Raw genomic sequence first — 14,962 nt, 5'->3', positions numbered from 1 at the left:
ATATAATCTTCACATAGAAAATGAGCATATTAACCCTAATTATAAAAAGAGAATTCATTGCAAAAGTGCGAAACAAATCCTTCATTGTAATGACTTTTTTGAGTCCATTACTTTTTGTGGCCCTTGCTGCATTTGTTGGCTATTTAAGTACGTTGCGTTCGGATGTAAAGAAAATTATGATTCACGACGAGTCGAATTTATTTGCCAATGATTTCAAACAAACTGACGAATATCATTATTTGGATTTTTCGCAAATGCCTTTGCAAGCTTTAAAAGACAGCATTGTCGCTGAAAAATATGAAGGAATTTTATTCATCCCAAAAAATGCCGACAATAAAGAGTTATCGACGAAGATTCAATACATTTCAAATGAAAGTCCAAGTATGTCATTCATCGAAGATTTACAGGATATTATTGGAAAGAAAATGACCGTTGATAATTTCCAAAAAGCAGGTTTGGATACGTTGGCGATTAAAAATGCACAGGCAAAAGTCAATATCAATTTGACGAAAGTTTCGGGCGAAGAAACGGTAAAAGGTTTAAACGAAATCAAAGTAATTATTGGTGGTGCGTTTGGTTATTTAATCATGATGTTCATTATTATCTACGGAAACATGGTGATGCGAAGTGTGATTGAAGAAAAAACAAACCGCATTATCGAAATCATCATTTCATCGGTAAAACCATTCCAACTGATGATGGGAAAAATTATCGGAACTTCTTTAGCTGGTGTTTTGCAATTTGTGATTTGGGCAATTGTCGGAACTATTTTGTTCTTCGTCGCTTCCCTATTTTTTGGAATGGAGATGAGCACTCCAACTACGGAAATGGCGTCGGCTTCTGGAAATAATTTTGCAGGAACCGCTCAACTTTACATTAGCGAATTAATGAATTTACCACTTGGTACTTTATTGAGTTCATTCCTAATTTACTTCATCGGAGGTTACTTTTTATACAGTTCTATTTATGCTGCAATTGGTGCTGCTGTTGACAACGAAACCGATTCACAACAATTTCTGTTGCCTATCATTATGCCTTTAATGTTAGGGGTTTATATTGGTTTTTTCAGTGTTTTAAGTGAGCCACACGGAACAATTGCTACTGTTTTTTCAATGATTCCATTGACGTCGCCAATTGTAATGTTGATGCGAATTCCATTCGGAGTGCCTTGGTGGCAAATTCTGATTTCTGTAACAATATTGTTTGCCACTTTCTTTTTCGTAGTTTGGTTTGCTTCTAAAATTTACCGCGTTGGAATTTTAATGTATGGTAAAAAACCAACATGGAAAGAATTGTACAAATGGTTGAAATATTAAATAGATGGAGGTAATCAACCAAATAAAAGATTTTCTTGGACTGAGTTTAATCCAATCTAAACACATTAATATTACAATTGGTGCGTTGATTGCGGTTGTTTTTGCTTTCTGGTTTACGAGTTTTCTATTGCGAATGATTCGAAAGTTCGTCACTAGAAAACTACCTATCGAAGACACCAATAAATTTATCAGTATTTTTCAATTCATAAAATACTTGGTTTATTTGTTCGTAATCATGTTTGCCTTAAGAATTTCAGGCGTTGATATTTCCGTTTTACTTACGGCGTCAGCGGCAATCTTTATTGGATTGGGTTTTGCATTGCAACAACTTTTTCAGGATTTAATTGCGGGAATTTTAATTATTATCGAACAATCCTTGAAAGTCGGAGACATCATCGAGTTGAATGGAAAAGTGGGAAAAGTAGACAAAATTAGTTTGCGTTCTACGCGAGCGTATACGCGAAATCAACGTGTGATGATTATTCCCAATCACATGTTTATGAATGATTTGTTATTCAATTGGACCCAAAATAACACGGTAGTTCGTGATAATATCACCATACAAATAGCTTATGGTTCGGACACGCGTTTAGCAGAAAAGCTGCTTTATGAAAGTATCGCAAATATTCCTGAAATTTTACAAGACCCGAAACCCAATGTTTTGTTTGATAATTTTGGAGAATCTTATTTAGATTTTGTGGTTAATTTTTATGTCAACGATGCTTTTGTAGTGCAAACGACAAAAAGCGATTTGCGTTTTGAAGTAGATAAAAATTTTAGGGCAAATAATATTGTAGTTCCGTTTCCACAACGTGAATTATATATCAATCAAAGTAGAATGGTGCAAGATTCCGAAATAAAAATGCCAAATAAAACAGAAGAATAATGTCAAGAATATTAATAATAGAAGACGAACCTGCGATTAGAAGAGTATTGAACAAAATTCTTTCGGAGGAAAATGATACGTACCAAGTCGAAGAGGCCGAAGATGGACTTATTGGAATTGAAAAAATAAAAAACACCGATTACGACCTTATTTTGTGTGACATCAAGATGCCAAAAATGGACGGAGTCGAAGTTTTGGAAGCGACAAAAAAGATAAAACCGGAGATTCCAATTGTCATGATTTCAGGTCATGGCGATATGGAAACCGCAATAAATACCATGCGTTTAGGTGCTTTTGATTACATTTCAAAACCGCCTGATTTAAACCGATTATTGAATACGGTTCGTAATGCATTGGACAAAAAACAGTTGGTTGTTGAAAATAAAATTCTTAAAAAGAAAGTCAGCAAGAATTATGAGATGATTGGTGATTCGAAAGAAATCCACCACATCAAAGAAATGATTGAGAAAGTTGCATTAACCGATGCGAGAGTTTTAATTACGGGACCTAATGGAACAGGAAAAGAGTTGGTTGCTCATCAACTGCATGAAAAAAGTGAACGTGCTGCAGCACCGTTAATTGAAGTGAATTGTGCGGCAATTCCATCTGAATTAATTGAAAGCGAATTATTTGGTCATGTAAAAGGAGCTTTTACTTCGGCCATAAAAGACAGAGCGGGCAAATTTGAAGCTGCAGATAAAGGAACTATTTTCTTGGATGAAATTGGCGATATGAGTTTGTCGGCTCAAGCCAAAGTGTTACGTGCTTTACAAGAAAGTATGATTACGCGAGTGGGTGCTGACAAAGACATAAAAGTTGATGTTCGCGTAGTTGCGGCAACGAATAAAGATTTGAAAAAAGAGATTGCTGAAGGTCGATTCCGTGAGGATTTATACCATCGTTTAGCCGTAATTTTAATCAAAGTTCCAGCATTGAATGACCGTCGAAATGATATACCTTTGTTAATCGAACACTTTTCAAAGAAAATTGCCGACGAACAAGGTTCAAATGCCAAAGAATTTTCTGCTGAAGCATTGACTTTATTGCAAGAATACGATTGGACCGGAAATATTAGAGAATTACGAAATGTGGTTGAACGTCTTATTATTTTAGGTGGGGCGACTATTTCGGAAGAAGATGTGAAACTTTTTGCCAGTAAATAATTTGGGTAAAAAAGTGTTCAAGATCATAAAAAAAAGAGAATGAAATTAAAGAAGATAAATACAAATTTGCAGAATGCGTTAATTGAAAATGAATTAACAGAAGCAAATGAAATCCAAAAAGAAACGTTTTCACTGATAAAAAGTGGAGCAGATTGCGTTATTATCGCTCCTGAAAAGTCAGGAAAAACGACTACGTTAGTTTTAAATGTGATTCAAAAACTTGAAAAAGAATTTCAAGAATCTCCGAGAGCTTTGATTGTTGTTTCAAACAAAGAAAAGCTAATTGAGATGAAACAAATGTTCGAAAAATTCGGAAACTACACGAATCTGCGAGTGTACGGCGTTCATGATAAAGGAGATACAGAATTTGATAAAAATCATATTTCATTGGGTCTTGACGTTTTAATTGGAACTCCAAACCGTTTAAGTGACTTGTTTTCGACTGCAGGTTTTGATGTAAACCAACTCAAAATGTTCATCGTTGAGGATACAGATGAATTGTTAAGATTGCGTTATGATACTAAAATAGCAAGAATTGGAGAAAACATTAAAACACAACGAATTCTATTTTCAGAAAATGATTCGGAACGATTAGAGATTTTTGCAGAACGAATTATGATGATTGAGCCAACATGGTTTGACTTTAACGGTGCCGGCGAAGAAGAAGAGTATGCAGACGAAGACGGTGACGAAGAGGATGAAGAAGACGGCGAAGAAGAATAAGATTAATTAAAAAATTAGAGATATGGGAATGATAAAAGTATTTTCGGGAAGCCAAATTTTAGCGCAAGCTTTAAACGAAAAAATTAAAGCAGTTGGCGTTGACACGATTATGAAGGACAACATTCAATCGGCTCGTTTGGGTGGGTTTGGAAACAGTGATTTAGCGGTTGAAATCTTTATCGAAGAAGTAGATTTTGGAAAAGCAAATGCAGTAATAGAAGAATTTAGATTGAGTATTTAATTGCTCAATTCAGTTTAAAACATCAAAAAACATCCTTTTAAATTAGGGTGTTTTTTTATGCGAAATTATCTCGCAAACCGCTTATCTTTGCACCTTTAAAAATCCAGCAGCTTTTTCGTCTTACGACTTCTGGCTTCTAACTTCTAACTTTTCAAAATGATTACAGTTAACGATATCTCCGTTCAATTTGGCGGAACTACACTTTTTAGCGACGTTTCTTTCGCCATTAATGAAAATGATAAAATCGCCTTAATGGGTAAAAATGGTGCAGGAAAATCGACACTGTTGAAAATTATTGCAGGTCAAAGTAAACCTTCAACAGGAAATATCTCAGCACCGAAAGATGCTGTTGTTGCTTATTTGCCGCAGCATTTATTGACGCAAGACGATGCAACTGTTATGGAAGAAGCGTCCAAAGCGTTTGGAGCGATTTTCAAAATGAAAGGGGAAATTGACGAAATTAACGAACAACTTACAATTCGGACCGATTATGAATCAGACGAATACATGAAATTGATTGAACGTGTTTCTGATTTAAGCGAGAAATTTTACGCGATTGAAGAAGTTAACTACGAAGCAGAAGTAGAAAAAATATTAGTTGGTTTAGGTTTTAACCGTAAAGATTTTAACCGTCCAACATCTGAATTTTCAGGAGGTTGGAGAATGCGAATTGAGTTGGCAAAAATACTTTTACGTAAACCCGATTTGATTTTATTGGATGAGCCTACGAATCACATGGATATTGAAAGTATTCAGTGGTTGGAAGATTTCTTGATTAATTCTGCAAAAGCGGTTGTGGTAATTTCGCACGATAGAGCGTTTGTAGATAACATCACCAATCGTACAATTGAAGTAACAATGGGACGAATTTACGATTACAAAGCTAAATATTCACACTATTTAGAATTGCGTAAAGATCGAAGAATTCACCAGCAAAAAGCCTACGACGAACAACAAAGAATGATTGCCGATAATCAAACGTTCATCGATCGTTTTAAAGGAACATTCTCTAAAACCGATGCCGTTCAATCGCGTGTAAAAATGTTGGAGAAATTGGTAATTGTACAAGTGGACGAAGTGGATAATTCAGCGTTGAAATTGAAATTTCCGCCAGCAGTTCGTTCGGGAAATTATCCTGTAATTGTGAAAGATTTAGCCAAATCGTATGGTGAACATTTGATTTTTCAAGATGCCAATATTGTTATCGAACGTGGAGATAAAGTGGCTTTCGTCGGTAAAAATGGGGAAGGAAAATCGACAATGATTAAAGCTATTATGAAACAAATCGAAATCAATGGCGGAAGTGTAGAAGTAGGACACAACGCTAAAATTGGTTATTTTGCCCAAAATCAAGCTTCTTTATTAGACGAAAATGCTACGATTTTTGAAACGATAGATCATATTGCGGTTGGAGATATTCGAACGCAAATAAAGAATATTTTAGGGGCATTTATGTTCCATGGTGATGACATTCAGAAGAAAGTAAAGTTCCTTTCGGGTGGAGAAAAAACACGTTTAGCAATGATTAAATTGCTTTTGGAACCTGTAAACTTATTGATTCTAGATGAACCTTCGAATCACTTGGATATGAAAACAAAAGATATCATTAAAGACGCATTGCGTGATTTTGAAGGAACTTTAATTTTAGTTTCTCACGATAGAGATTTCTTAGACGGATTAGCCACTAAAGTTTTTGAATTTGGAAATAAACGTGTGAAAGAGCATTTTGAAGATATCAACGGATTTTTGGCACACAAGAAAATGGAGCATATGAATGAAATAGAGAAATAAAAATTTAATAATTTCAATGAAAGTAATATTTAATTGGAGAATGTTTAATGCTGAATTAATCTTTAAAATAGTTCAATGATTCAAGAAGTAATAGAAGAGTTTTTGTACACGTTTTTCAAGGGTATTGCAAAAAAAATCGGACTGACTCTTCGTTTGCTATGGTATGGTCGAAAAATCAGCATTGAAGAAATTACTAAAAGTAAGTGGAATGTAAGAATTGGATTTTTAATTATTCTTTTAATAATTATTACGTTTGCTTTTATTTTGATTTAATAAACGGTTGATTATAAATTTACAAGCACAAAAAACCATTAAGTTTAAAAGCTCAATGGTTTTTTTTGATCCAATAATTATAACTGTACAAAAGTTGAGATGCTGAATTTATTTAAGCATTTCAGGTATTACGAGTTGGATTTCTCAATTTGTTTTGTGATAAAATCATAAATCAAACGTACTGCAACTCCCGTTCCACCACTTTGTTTATAACCACTTGGCTTATCAATAAACGAAGCTCCAGCAATATCCAAGTGAATCCAAGGATAATCTGTGAAGTGTTCCAAGAATTTTCCAGCAGTTGTTGCACCACCAATTGGTCCACCAATATTTTTTAAATCGGCAATATCCGATTTCAATAATTCCGCGTATTCTTTCCAGAACGGTAGTTGGATCAAACGTTCGTAAGTATTTTCACCAGAGACTTTTAAAGCATCCATTTGGTCTTGTGCATTTCCAGCCATTGCAATTCCAAAAGGTCCTGTTATTGCTGCAGAAGCACCAGTTAACGTTGCCATATCAATTACTAATGCAGGATCAAAACGTTTTGCATACGTCAAAGCATCGGCTAAAACCAATCTTCCTTCCGCGTCTGTGTTCAAAACTTCAACGGTCGTTCCGTCCATCATCGTGATTACATCATCAACAACTAAAGCGTTTCCAGAAATTTTATTATCGGTAGCAGGTACAAGTCCAATTACGTGGTAAGGCAAATTATTTTGAGCAATTGCAGAAATAATTCCTAAAACTGCCGCTCCACCAGCCATATCTGATTTCATACCGGGCATCGATCCACCTACTTTTAGTGAATAACCACCAGTGTCAAATGTCACTCCTTTTCCAACTAAAACTAACGGTTTTGTATTTACCGCATTTGTTGGTTTGTACTTCATAATGTTGAAAGTAGGTGGTGTCGTTGAACCTTGATTCACACCTAAAAGTCCGCCCATTTTCAATGCTTCAATTTCTTTTTTGTGCAAAATTTCAGTTTCAAAACCAAACGCTTTTCCTGCTTCAACTGTAATTTCTCCAAATTTCAATGCATCTAAAAAGTTTACAGGTTCGTTCACCATTGTTTTGGTATTTGAAACCGCATTAATTAAGGCATTCAACTGCTTTAATTCCGTCTGTGAAAGTGACGATTCAGAAATATAAACGGAAATCTCGTCGTTCGTAGCGTCTTTTTTATATTTGGTAAATTTATAGCTGGCCAACAATAATCCTTCTAAAAACGCAGTCTTCATTGCTGTATTTAAATGACTTAAACCAACTAAATGAGCTGTTTTTATTTTTTCGCTTTCTAGTTTTTTATATAAATCAGCACCTGTAATTCTCCAGTTCTCAGATTCGTCCGAAGCATTTACAATTACTAAATAGGGTTTTTCTGCAAAGAAAGAAAGAACAGTTCCTTTTTTACTTTCCATCGCCAATTTTACTTTTTGAACCACTTGAGGACGCGGCTCAAATTGTTTTAAATGTTCTTCGTTAGAACAAATTATGAGGGAAACGCTTTCTTCTGTGATCTTTGACGAATCAGAATAGGAGTGAAGCGAAATGTTTAAGTAATTCTTGGTGTACATCGTAAATTTGAATTAAAATTAAGAAGTTCAAAAGTATTGTATTTGCAAAGAAATTCCTATTGTTTTAGTATTTGAGTAAGAATTGTTAAGGTGAAATAACCGCTAAATTTATTCCTTAAAAACCATGTCAATACACATAACCGCTGCTAAGATTAAAGGTCGTACCGCATCATTTTGCGGAACGTCGTTGTGAATTTGCAGCACGTAATTATCAGCCGAAGTAAAGAATTCTTTGCCGATACCTGCCCATTTTTTACTTACATGTGCTAATTCTGTAGTTCCCTTTTTAAATGAAAAGTTCCATCCCGTCCATTTTCCTTGCAACGTACAAAGGTCGCGACCTTCGTTATCTTGAATATTAAATCGACCGCCAAAGGAAAAAAACTTCTGCTTGAAAACGCCGATCATTCGGTCCTTTTCATCAAAAATCTCGACATCGGAACGAAAGACCGTAAAACCCCGTTTGATGCTAATCACTTTTTCTCCACTGATCGTAGTGACTTCAATATGGAACGACGTCATTCGCTTGTAGTCTGTGAATCGTAGTAATTTTGTTACGAAACCCAATTTATTTTCACGCGTTTTAATAATCAGCTCATTCGTCTCGGCATCATAAATATCAAAATTATTAGCCGCTTTAAAATAACCAACATGTTCTTTAACTAAAAATAAATTTTTGTTTAAAATGGGATGCATCTTTTATTTATTTAAGGTAAGTTTAAAAATCTGAGCTTCTTGTACGTCACTGTCTTGGTCTTCGCAAAGTAGAAATTCCAATGTTTTGTCTGTGTTTTTAAAGAGTGTTATTCCTTCTAATTTATACGATTCAGTTATAGTAACCACTTTTTTGAGCTTCATTGTTTTTGCGTCAATTGTACCTAAACTACTTCCCATCACAGCTCCATCGTGGTACGTAGATTTCGAATCTTCGGCTGAAGCCAAAAAGTAAAACGTATCGTCCACAAGAATAGCATCTGTAAATGAAGAAGTTACTTTTTTAATTTTCGGCAATTTGTAACTGGTATATTGCAACGAGTAGCCTTGCGTGAAGTACCGACTGTCCACTGTGAAAATTCCGTTTTTAGCCGTTGCACCATTTCCACGTTGAAAGAAATACCATTTTTCGCCTGTAAAAATAACACCTTCGATATTAAATTCTTCGGCAGAAATTCCGGCAAAATATTGCATCGATAAATACAAATCAGTCAGATCGTGGTTTTGAAGCACCGTTTTTTCCGCTTCACTGATTTGAATCATTTTGTTTCTCGCCATTGTAGAACCTGATCCCACAACAAAAATATCGTCTTCGTATTTCGTAATTGCTTCAAAATCCGATTTCATTTTCTTCGGAATATTTTCATTTACTGCTGCATTGTCAAAGAGGAGGTGCTTTTTTAAATCAGCGTTTAGCAAGTTATATTCATACAAATAATTGCTGTTGTCCGATATAACATATAGGGAATCATTGACGCAAATCAATCCAGAAGCAGATCCGATTCCAATGATTTTGACAAATAACTCGAGTTTGAATTTTTTCATAATGAAGTACTCTTGTTGAACTGATAATTATTTTTTAAATGAAGGTACGGGATTTTTAGAATTTTCTATGTTTTTGCTCATCTTACTTTGAATTTTTCTGTAAGCCAATAAATAAATTGTTGCTCCTGCAAGTGAAATAAGTGTGCCTAAATAAATGCCATACAACGGATAAACAATTGAAACAGATAATGAATAAATAATCAAAGAAAAAATGCCGATGGGCACATTTTTGATGATCGTATGTGCGTGTTCTTTTGAATAAGTGAAGTGAATAATGAGCAACAACGGAAACAAAGTCACTGGAAATGCCGAAAACAATCCAGCCCATGTTGGCCCAACGAATCGGGGAACCGTTGTAATTACCAATATTAATAAAGAGGCAAAAAACGCTCTAATAAAAATAATTCTGTAATTCAATTTGACCTTTTTTTGAATGCTAATATTTTCAATATCTTTAAAAAGATAGAGGCACAAAAATGAAAACACAAGTGGAATTAGAATGGCGATGTACTTGTTAATTTCTATGAAATGCAACAGCCAAACGACCACGAAATAACCAGCTATCGAAAATAATATGGAATAGAACATACTGTTTTTCTCGAAGAACTTCGAAGTAATATAATAAATGTAAACGACGGACAAGGAACCAACTAGACCGATCATATTGTACACCGCACTTTCGGCAGCAAATTCCGGACTGAATTCCAACCCAAAGAAAAACAAAGTAAGTAAAGTTCCCGTGGGATATCCGGATAAAATGCCGGCCACTTTTGGGCTTACATTTTCCGCAATAAGCGACAAACCCATCACAAATGAAATCGCAACAAGTAATTTAATTATGAATAGTAATTCAATCATTTTAGATTCTTCCTTTAACAACGAAGCGTGTTTTTAATTTTGTGCAAAGGAATGAAATTTAAGGAGATTAGCGATAAAGGAATTGTAGTAAATTTTTGCCTAATCTATTAGAATTACGATAACACTTTTGTCCTAGAAGTTTGTGTGAATAGCTATGTTTTTTTAGTAAATGGATTAAATTCCAATTGATTCATATTTGTTTAAAATAGTTAGCATATTCACTTTCAATCTTTTTCAATTTAGGTAAAATATAACGCTCACAAAAAGCTCCTTCTTTATTTTTTCTATAATAATTTTGTTGGTCTTCGCTGTTTAATTTGAATTCTTTAAACAACAATGGTTTTGTAATAATTGCTTCCTCAAAGTCATTTTGAATTTCATTTATTATCTTTTGAACCGCTTCAATTTCATTGTGAAAAACATATACTGCGGAACGATATTTTTCACGAAAACTGTGGTTTTTTGTTGAAGCATGAGTATGTAAATGAATTGAAGTTAAAACTTCTACTGAGATGATTTTAGAATCATAATGAATAATCACCGCTTCAGAAAAACCATCATTTGGAAATGTAGCACTAATCCAGCCTTGCTCTACTTTTTCAACACCTTTCAATGCTTGAAAATAAGCTTCGGTACACCAATGACAACCACCACCAAAACCAATTTTTTTAAGGGTCATTTTTAAAGGTTTATTTGAATAAGGAGACTAAAAATAATCATGGGAAAATATTTAGTTATAACTGAACTTAATAACGTTTGGTCGCTTCGCGATGTGGCGGCTTAATGATGTCTAAACTATTTGTTAATGACTATTTTCCAAGTACAAAACCAACTTTAAATTAAGCCTAAATCCGCCATATTGCCAACTGGAAGTTAGCAGCCGTTTTTTGCTTTATAATATTCAATTATATGACCTATCTCAGAAATCGAATAATTTAAGTCATTGATAATAATCTTATGAAGTTTATTGTTTGTTTGTAATATGTTTAATTTAAAATAACTATTTATTTCTGACGGATTTGTTTCTTCAATTTTTGTTTCTTTAATTTCACGCCATTTTATTTGCTTTTCAGTACTTAATACTATCGATTCTTTCGAGATAATTAATTTAGGTTTTTGGTTTATTAACTTAAGTAAAGGAATCAATACGATAATTACGCAAAAAAGAATAGCAATAATTGTGTTTTTATGAATTGTATTTATGTAAAAAGTGATTATTACCAGCACAAAGCTAATAGTTAACATTTCAAAATTTAACTTAATTGAATTTTTTAAAATTACTTTTTCGCCATATTCTTTCGAATAGAATTTTTTATCAATGCAAGTTTCTTCATATTTTGAATTGTCAATTAGCTTCTTAAAAATTCTAGTTATTTTCATTTTTGATTCTCCTAGTTTGTCAAATATGACTGCCAACGTTTTGCGGCTTTGCGATGGTGCGGCTAAATATGATAAATCTTTCTATTATAAACTAAACCCCGGGAAATCTAAAATCTTTAAACTTGCGAAAATCCCGCACTATTGCAAAACCGCTGTTATCTGACGTTTCTTTTACTTCATATTTTCTTGCAAAACTTTTTCAGCATTTTCTTGTGTCGTTATAATCCACTTTTTGACATTTTTGGGCGCTCTATTTTGCTCTATTTTTGTTATAAATTCTTTAGTAGATTTATAATCGTCTGCTTCTGGTTGAAGGTCTGTATATATTTTTAAAGTTTCAAGCATTCTGCTAACTTCGTCATAACTCAATCCTTTTGTATAAAGTAATGTTTTGTAACTATTTCCAATAAAATAATTTACTCCAAAAAATTGTCCGGAATTTTTATTTAAAAGTGGGTAAACCTTTTCGAAATATTTTATTGCTTCGTCCATTTTTGCAGGTTTTTGCGTATAATTATTAATTCCGCTGTACCATAATGACGCAACATTTAAACTGTCCGATTCTAAAATTTCATTTAAAGTTTCTTGTGCTTTTAAATTTTCCTTCTGATTAATTTGCGATAATGCAAGTTGATTTTTAAGAATTAAATCATTAGGATTTTTTTCAATTCCTTTTTTGAAGATTAATTCAGCATCTTTTGGTTTATTTTGGTTTAGTAAATTATTCCCCTCCATTAAGAAATCAGTATTTTCTTGGGCAGAAATAATGGTTGAAAAAATTGTGAAAATTATAACTAAAATTTGTTTCATTGCGGTTTTTTTGAAATGACAGATAACTTATATATTGACGCTACTTTGTATCGTGTATACATCTAATTTAAGATGTATACACGATACTTTTTAGCGCATATTTAATTTTCTATAAATATACTTATTTCCTCGAAACCAACTAAAAACTTGCTCGAAATTAAAAAATCGCCAACACCCTTTTAAATTCCAATCAATTTAAATACTTTTATATAAATCAAAAAGCTATGAAAAACCTGAACATTGAGGAACTTCGCGTAACCACACAAATAAAACTCGCAGATCTTCCCACTAAAATAGAAGTAAAACCAAATGAAAAACGTTTAAAGGAAAAACTCAAAAAAATCCGTCATGAGTTAAGTGAACTGCAAGATGTGATGTATGCTCATGATAAATACAGTTTACTGGTTTGTTTACAAGGAATGGATACCGCCGGAAAAGACAGTTTGATTCGGGAAGTGTTTAAAGAAATCAATCCACGTGGAGTAGTGGTGGAAAGTTTTAAAACACCCACAAGTGCGGAATTAGAACACGATTTTCTTTGGCGTCATTACAAAGCATTGCCCGAACGAGGGAAAATTGGCGTTTTTAACAGAACACATTACGAGAATGCTTTAGTCACAAGAGTGCATCCTGAATATCTTTTGAAGGAAAACATTCCCACAATTTTATCGGTTGAAGATATTCCAGAAAATTTCTGGCAAGAACGAATGAAAGATATGATCAACTTTGAAAATCACATTTCTAAAAGCGGAACGATTGTGTTGAAGTTTTTTCTGCATTTGAGTAAGGAAGAACAACGAGAACGATTGATGCGGCGTCTGGAAAAGAACAAACACAACTGGAAGTTTTCTCCTGGCGACCTAGAAGAACGAGCACTTTGGGAAAAGTACCAAGAGTGTTACGAAGAGATTTTAAATACTACTTCTACTGAGAAAGCGCCTTGGTTCGTAGTTCCGGCGGACGACAAGGAATTAGCACGGTACATTGTTGCAAAAATTATTTTGACGGAGCTAAAAAAACACACGGACATTCAAAACCCCACATTATCTGAAGAGGTTCAAGAAAACATCAAAAAGTATAAGAAAATTTTGAGCGACAGCAAAGAATAAGACATAAAAAAAACCCTGAAAAATTGAATTCTTCAGGGTTTGAATTTTATAAAAGTGCCGTATTATAATTTGAAACCGTAAGCCAAACGCAAAGCCAATTGGCCCATTCCTTCTTTACCTTTTGCATTTGCAAAATCATTGTAGTGTTCGTAACGTACACTCAAATCGATATATTTTGTAGCATATCCAATACTTGGCGCTAATAATAAAGACGTTTTATCATAACTGTTAGTTACTGAAATTGCAGCACCAACTTCTCCCATTAGATAGAAACGGTCTTCCCAAATGAATCCTTTGAAACCAGCTTTTACTGGAATAAATCCTAAATCTTTTACTGCTTCATCTTTGAATAAATTCGTGAATCCTGTAGTTAAAGTTAAAGAAGTTCTTTTAGATAAATCATATTGTAAACGTACATCTACTCCTAACGCTAAACCGTAAGCATCGTCAAAAACATAACCTGCATTTGCTCCAACTCCTAATTTAAATTTTTGCTCGTAATCATCTCCTTTAATGTCTTGTGCATTTACTGTTCCGACGAAACATAGTGCAATAACAGCAATAATTGATTTTAAATTGTTTTTCATAATTTTTGTCTTTAATGTTATTTAAATTTTGAATTTCGGTGTTTGTTGAAATTCGATGCAAATATAGTGTGGTGATTGAGATTAAAGTTACATGATTTTTAAGATTGTTTATACTTTAACATTCAGCTGGATTTAGAAAACACTGTAATTCTATAAATCCATTTTAAAGCTTCCTAAGTAATTATTAACAAAGTTTAACGACGAAAATTTGGAAAAAGTGCCATAATAATTAACTTGGGGTATAATTAAAAATACAATCTATGATTTCAATTCAAAAATTCGATAAAAACCAAAATTTCATAAACGGAAAACAAGAGGAAGTAAATGAATTTCTCTTTAAAAGCTTGCAAGAATACGGCGATCCTAAAAGCGACATTAATGATGCTATCAATTACTCTTTAGGCATGGAAAATTCACCAGGCGGATTTGTTTTGGTTGCAAACGATGGCGAAAAAGTAGTGGGAAGCGTGGTGGTTAATCGAACTGGTATGAAAAAATACATTCCAGAAAACATATTGGTGTACATCGCAACAGATCCGAAATACCGCGGAAAAGGGATCGGAAAGAAGTTGATGGAACAAGCAATTGCAACCGCAGAAGGAAGTATTGCACTTCACGTAGAACCTAATAATCCTGCAAAAGGTTTGTATGAAAAATTAGGATTCACAAACAAGTATTTAGAAATGAGATACATCAAAAAATAATT

17 protein-coding genes are annotated in these 14,962 nt (G+C 33.6%); 9 read left to right on the top strand and 8 right to left on the bottom strand.

Annotation, left to right across the window (positions count from 1 at the left end; all coding sequences use genetic code 11):
* Nucleotides 1-20: 20 nt before the first annotated feature.
* From YWA_RS0108545 to YWA_RS0108515, 7 genes are all read left to right on the top strand, one after another.
* Complete coding sequence (locus YWA_RS0108545) at nucleotides 21-1,316, top strand: ABC transporter permease (RefSeq protein ID WP_022828098.1); 1,296 nt, start codon at nucleotides 21-23, stop codon at nucleotides 1,314-1,316.
* A 4-nt stretch (nucleotides 1,317-1,320) separates the two neighbouring features.
* Nucleotides 1,321-2,202, top strand: coding sequence for a mechanosensitive ion channel family protein (locus tag YWA_RS14825; protein ID WP_022828097.1), 882 nt, complete (start codon nucleotides 1,321-1,323; stop codon nucleotides 2,200-2,202).
* Complete coding sequence (locus tag YWA_RS0108535; RefSeq protein WP_022828096.1) at nucleotides 2,202-3,365, top strand: sigma-54-dependent transcriptional regulator; 1,164 nt, start codon at nucleotides 2,202-2,204, stop codon at nucleotides 3,363-3,365. The genes YWA_RS14825 and YWA_RS0108535 overlap by 1 nt, the downstream gene beginning before the upstream one ends.
* Nucleotides 3,366-3,404: 39 nt before the next feature.
* Complete coding sequence (locus YWA_RS0108530; protein WP_022828095.1) at nucleotides 3,405-4,088, top strand: DEAD/DEAH box helicase; 684 nt, start codon at nucleotides 3,405-3,407, stop codon at nucleotides 4,086-4,088.
* A gap of 22 nt (nucleotides 4,089-4,110) precedes the next feature.
* Nucleotides 4,111-4,329 (top strand): putative signal transducing protein, encoded by a 219-nt coding sequence (locus tag YWA_RS0108525; RefSeq protein ID WP_022828094.1) that lies wholly within the window; start codon nucleotides 4,111-4,113, stop codon nucleotides 4,327-4,329.
* Nucleotides 4,330-4,485: 156 nt separating this feature from the next.
* Nucleotides 4,486-6,120, top strand: coding sequence for an ABC-F family ATP-binding cassette domain-containing protein (locus YWA_RS0108520; RefSeq protein WP_022828093.1), 1,635 nt, complete (start codon nucleotides 4,486-4,488; stop codon nucleotides 6,118-6,120).
* A gap of 75 nt (nucleotides 6,121-6,195) precedes the next feature.
* Nucleotides 6,196-6,393: a hypothetical protein gene (locus YWA_RS0108515; protein WP_022828092.1), complete on the top strand. Its 198-nt coding sequence runs from the start codon at nucleotides 6,196-6,198 to the stop codon at nucleotides 6,391-6,393.
* 128 nt (nucleotides 6,394-6,521) lie between these two features.
* Here YWA_RS0108515 and YWA_RS0108510 read toward each other — a convergent pair whose 3' ends face one another.
* The 7 genes from YWA_RS0108510 to YWA_RS0108480 all read right to left on the bottom strand — a co-directional run bounded on the left by YWA_RS0108510 (nucleotide 6,522) and on the right by YWA_RS0108480 (nucleotide 12,560).
* Nucleotides 6,522-7,973 carry a leucyl aminopeptidase family protein gene (locus tag YWA_RS0108510; RefSeq protein WP_022828091.1) on the bottom strand — a complete coding sequence of 484 codons (1,452 nt, stop codon included), beginning with the start codon at nucleotides 7,971-7,973 and terminating at the stop codon, nucleotides 6,522-6,524.
* Nucleotides 7,974-8,081: 108 nt separating this feature from the next.
* The gene (locus YWA_RS0108505) at nucleotides 8,082-8,669 is read right to left on the bottom strand and encodes a phospholipid scramblase-related protein (protein WP_022828090.1); all 588 of its coding nucleotides are present in this window, start codon (nucleotides 8,667-8,669) and stop codon (nucleotides 8,082-8,084) included.
* A 3-nt stretch (nucleotides 8,670-8,672) separates the two neighbouring features.
* Nucleotides 8,673-9,512 (bottom strand): DUF6929 family protein, encoded by an 840-nt coding sequence (locus YWA_RS0108500; protein ID WP_022828089.1) that lies wholly within the window; start codon nucleotides 9,510-9,512, stop codon nucleotides 8,673-8,675.
* A gap of 27 nt (nucleotides 9,513-9,539) precedes the next feature.
* Nucleotides 9,540-10,370, bottom strand: coding sequence for a hypothetical protein (locus YWA_RS0108495; protein ID WP_211214221.1), 831 nt, complete (start codon nucleotides 10,368-10,370; stop codon nucleotides 9,540-9,542).
* 190 nt (nucleotides 10,371-10,560) lie between these two features.
* Nucleotides 10,561-11,049, bottom strand: a complete 489-nt coding sequence (locus YWA_RS0108490) for a peptide-methionine (S)-S-oxide reductase (protein WP_022828087.1) — start codon at nucleotides 11,047-11,049, stop codon at nucleotides 10,561-10,563.
* Between the two features lie 194 nt (nucleotides 11,050-11,243).
* Nucleotides 11,244-11,750: a hypothetical protein gene (locus YWA_RS0108485; protein WP_022828086.1), complete on the bottom strand. Its 507-nt coding sequence runs from the start codon at nucleotides 11,748-11,750 to the stop codon at nucleotides 11,244-11,246.
* A 171-nt stretch (nucleotides 11,751-11,921) separates the two neighbouring features.
* Nucleotides 11,922-12,560, bottom strand: coding sequence for a tetratricopeptide repeat protein (locus YWA_RS0108480; RefSeq protein WP_022828085.1), 639 nt, complete (start codon nucleotides 12,558-12,560; stop codon nucleotides 11,922-11,924).
* 224 nt (nucleotides 12,561-12,784) lie between these two features.
* Here YWA_RS0108480 and YWA_RS0108475 point away from each other — a divergent pair, with 224 nt between their 5' ends.
* Complete coding sequence (locus YWA_RS0108475; RefSeq protein ID WP_022828084.1) at nucleotides 12,785-13,669, top strand: PPK2 family polyphosphate kinase; 885 nt, start codon at nucleotides 12,785-12,787, stop codon at nucleotides 13,667-13,669.
* A gap of 62 nt (nucleotides 13,670-13,731) precedes the next feature.
* Here the strand turns inward: YWA_RS0108475 and YWA_RS0108470 are convergent, their stop codons facing one another.
* Nucleotides 13,732-14,256 (bottom strand): hypothetical protein, encoded by a 525-nt coding sequence (locus YWA_RS0108470; RefSeq protein WP_022828083.1) that lies wholly within the window; start codon nucleotides 14,254-14,256, stop codon nucleotides 13,732-13,734.
* A gap of 260 nt (nucleotides 14,257-14,516) precedes the next feature.
* Here YWA_RS0108470 and YWA_RS0108465 point away from each other — a divergent pair, with 260 nt between their 5' ends.
* Entirely contained in the window at nucleotides 14,517-14,960 is a 444-nt protein-coding gene (locus YWA_RS0108465) for a GNAT family N-acetyltransferase (RefSeq protein ID WP_022828082.1), read from the top strand.
* Nucleotides 14,961-14,962 lie beyond the last annotated feature (2 nt).

The organism is Flavobacterium antarcticum DSM 19726 (assembly GCF_000419685.1).
Lineage (GTDB): Bacteria > Bacteroidota > Bacteroidia > Flavobacteriales > Flavobacteriaceae > Flavobacterium > Flavobacterium antarcticum.
The sequence above is the reverse complement of the archived record's forward strand: the minus strand, read 5'-3'. Positions and strand labels throughout refer to the sequence as shown.

What these genes read in the sequence shown, in the direction of transcription:
- YWA_RS0108545 (WP_022828098.1), top strand. Translation starts at nt 21, where the DNA reads ATGAGCATATTAACCCTAATTATAAAAAGAGAATTCATTGCAAAAGTG.
- YWA_RS14825 (WP_022828097.1), top strand. Translation starts at nt 1,321, where the DNA reads ATGGAGGTAATCAACCAAATAAAAGATTTTCTTGGACTGAGTTTAATC.
- YWA_RS0108535 (WP_022828096.1), top strand. Translation starts at nt 2,202, where the DNA reads ATGTCAAGAATATTAATAATAGAAGACGAACCTGCGATTAGAAGAGTA.
- YWA_RS0108530 (WP_022828095.1), top strand. Translation starts at nt 3,405, where the DNA reads ATGAAATTAAAGAAGATAAATACAAATTTGCAGAATGCGTTAATTGAA.
- YWA_RS0108525 (WP_022828094.1), top strand. Translation starts at nt 4,111, where the DNA reads ATGGGAATGATAAAAGTATTTTCGGGAAGCCAAATTTTAGCGCAAGCT.
- YWA_RS0108520 (WP_022828093.1), top strand. Translation starts at nt 4,486, where the DNA reads ATGATTACAGTTAACGATATCTCCGTTCAATTTGGCGGAACTACACTT.
- YWA_RS0108515 (WP_022828092.1), top strand. Translation starts at nt 6,196, where the DNA reads ATGATTCAAGAAGTAATAGAAGAGTTTTTGTACACGTTTTTCAAGGGT.
- YWA_RS0108510 (WP_022828091.1), bottom strand. Translation starts at nt 7,973, where the DNA reads ATGTACACCAAGAATTACTTAAACATTTCGCTTCACTCCTATTCTGAT.
- YWA_RS0108505 (WP_022828090.1), bottom strand. Translation starts at nt 8,669, where the DNA reads ATGCATCCCATTTTAAACAAAAATTTATTTTTAGTTAAAGAACATGTT.
- YWA_RS0108500 (WP_022828089.1), bottom strand. Translation starts at nt 9,512, where the DNA reads ATGAAAAAATTCAAACTCGAGTTATTTGTCAAAATCATTGGAATCGGA.
- YWA_RS0108495 (WP_211214221.1), bottom strand. Translation starts at nt 10,370, where the DNA reads ATGATTGAATTACTATTCATAATTAAATTACTTGTTGCGATTTCATTT.
- YWA_RS0108490 (WP_022828087.1), bottom strand. Translation starts at nt 11,049, where the DNA reads ATGACCCTTAAAAAAATTGGTTTTGGTGGTGGTTGTCATTGGTGTACC.
- YWA_RS0108485 (WP_022828086.1), bottom strand. Translation starts at nt 11,750, where the DNA reads ATGAAAATAACTAGAATTTTTAAGAAGCTAATTGACAATTCAAAATAT.
- YWA_RS0108480 (WP_022828085.1), bottom strand. Translation starts at nt 12,560, where the DNA reads ATGAAACAAATTTTAGTTATAATTTTCACAATTTTTTCAACCATTATT.
- YWA_RS0108475 (WP_022828084.1), top strand. Translation starts at nt 12,785, where the DNA reads ATGAAAAACCTGAACATTGAGGAACTTCGCGTAACCACACAAATAAAA.
- YWA_RS0108470 (WP_022828083.1), bottom strand. Translation starts at nt 14,256, where the DNA reads ATGAAAAACAATTTAAAATCAATTATTGCTGTTATTGCACTATGTTTC.
- YWA_RS0108465 (WP_022828082.1), top strand. Translation starts at nt 14,517, where the DNA reads ATGATTTCAATTCAAAAATTCGATAAAAACCAAAATTTCATAAACGGA.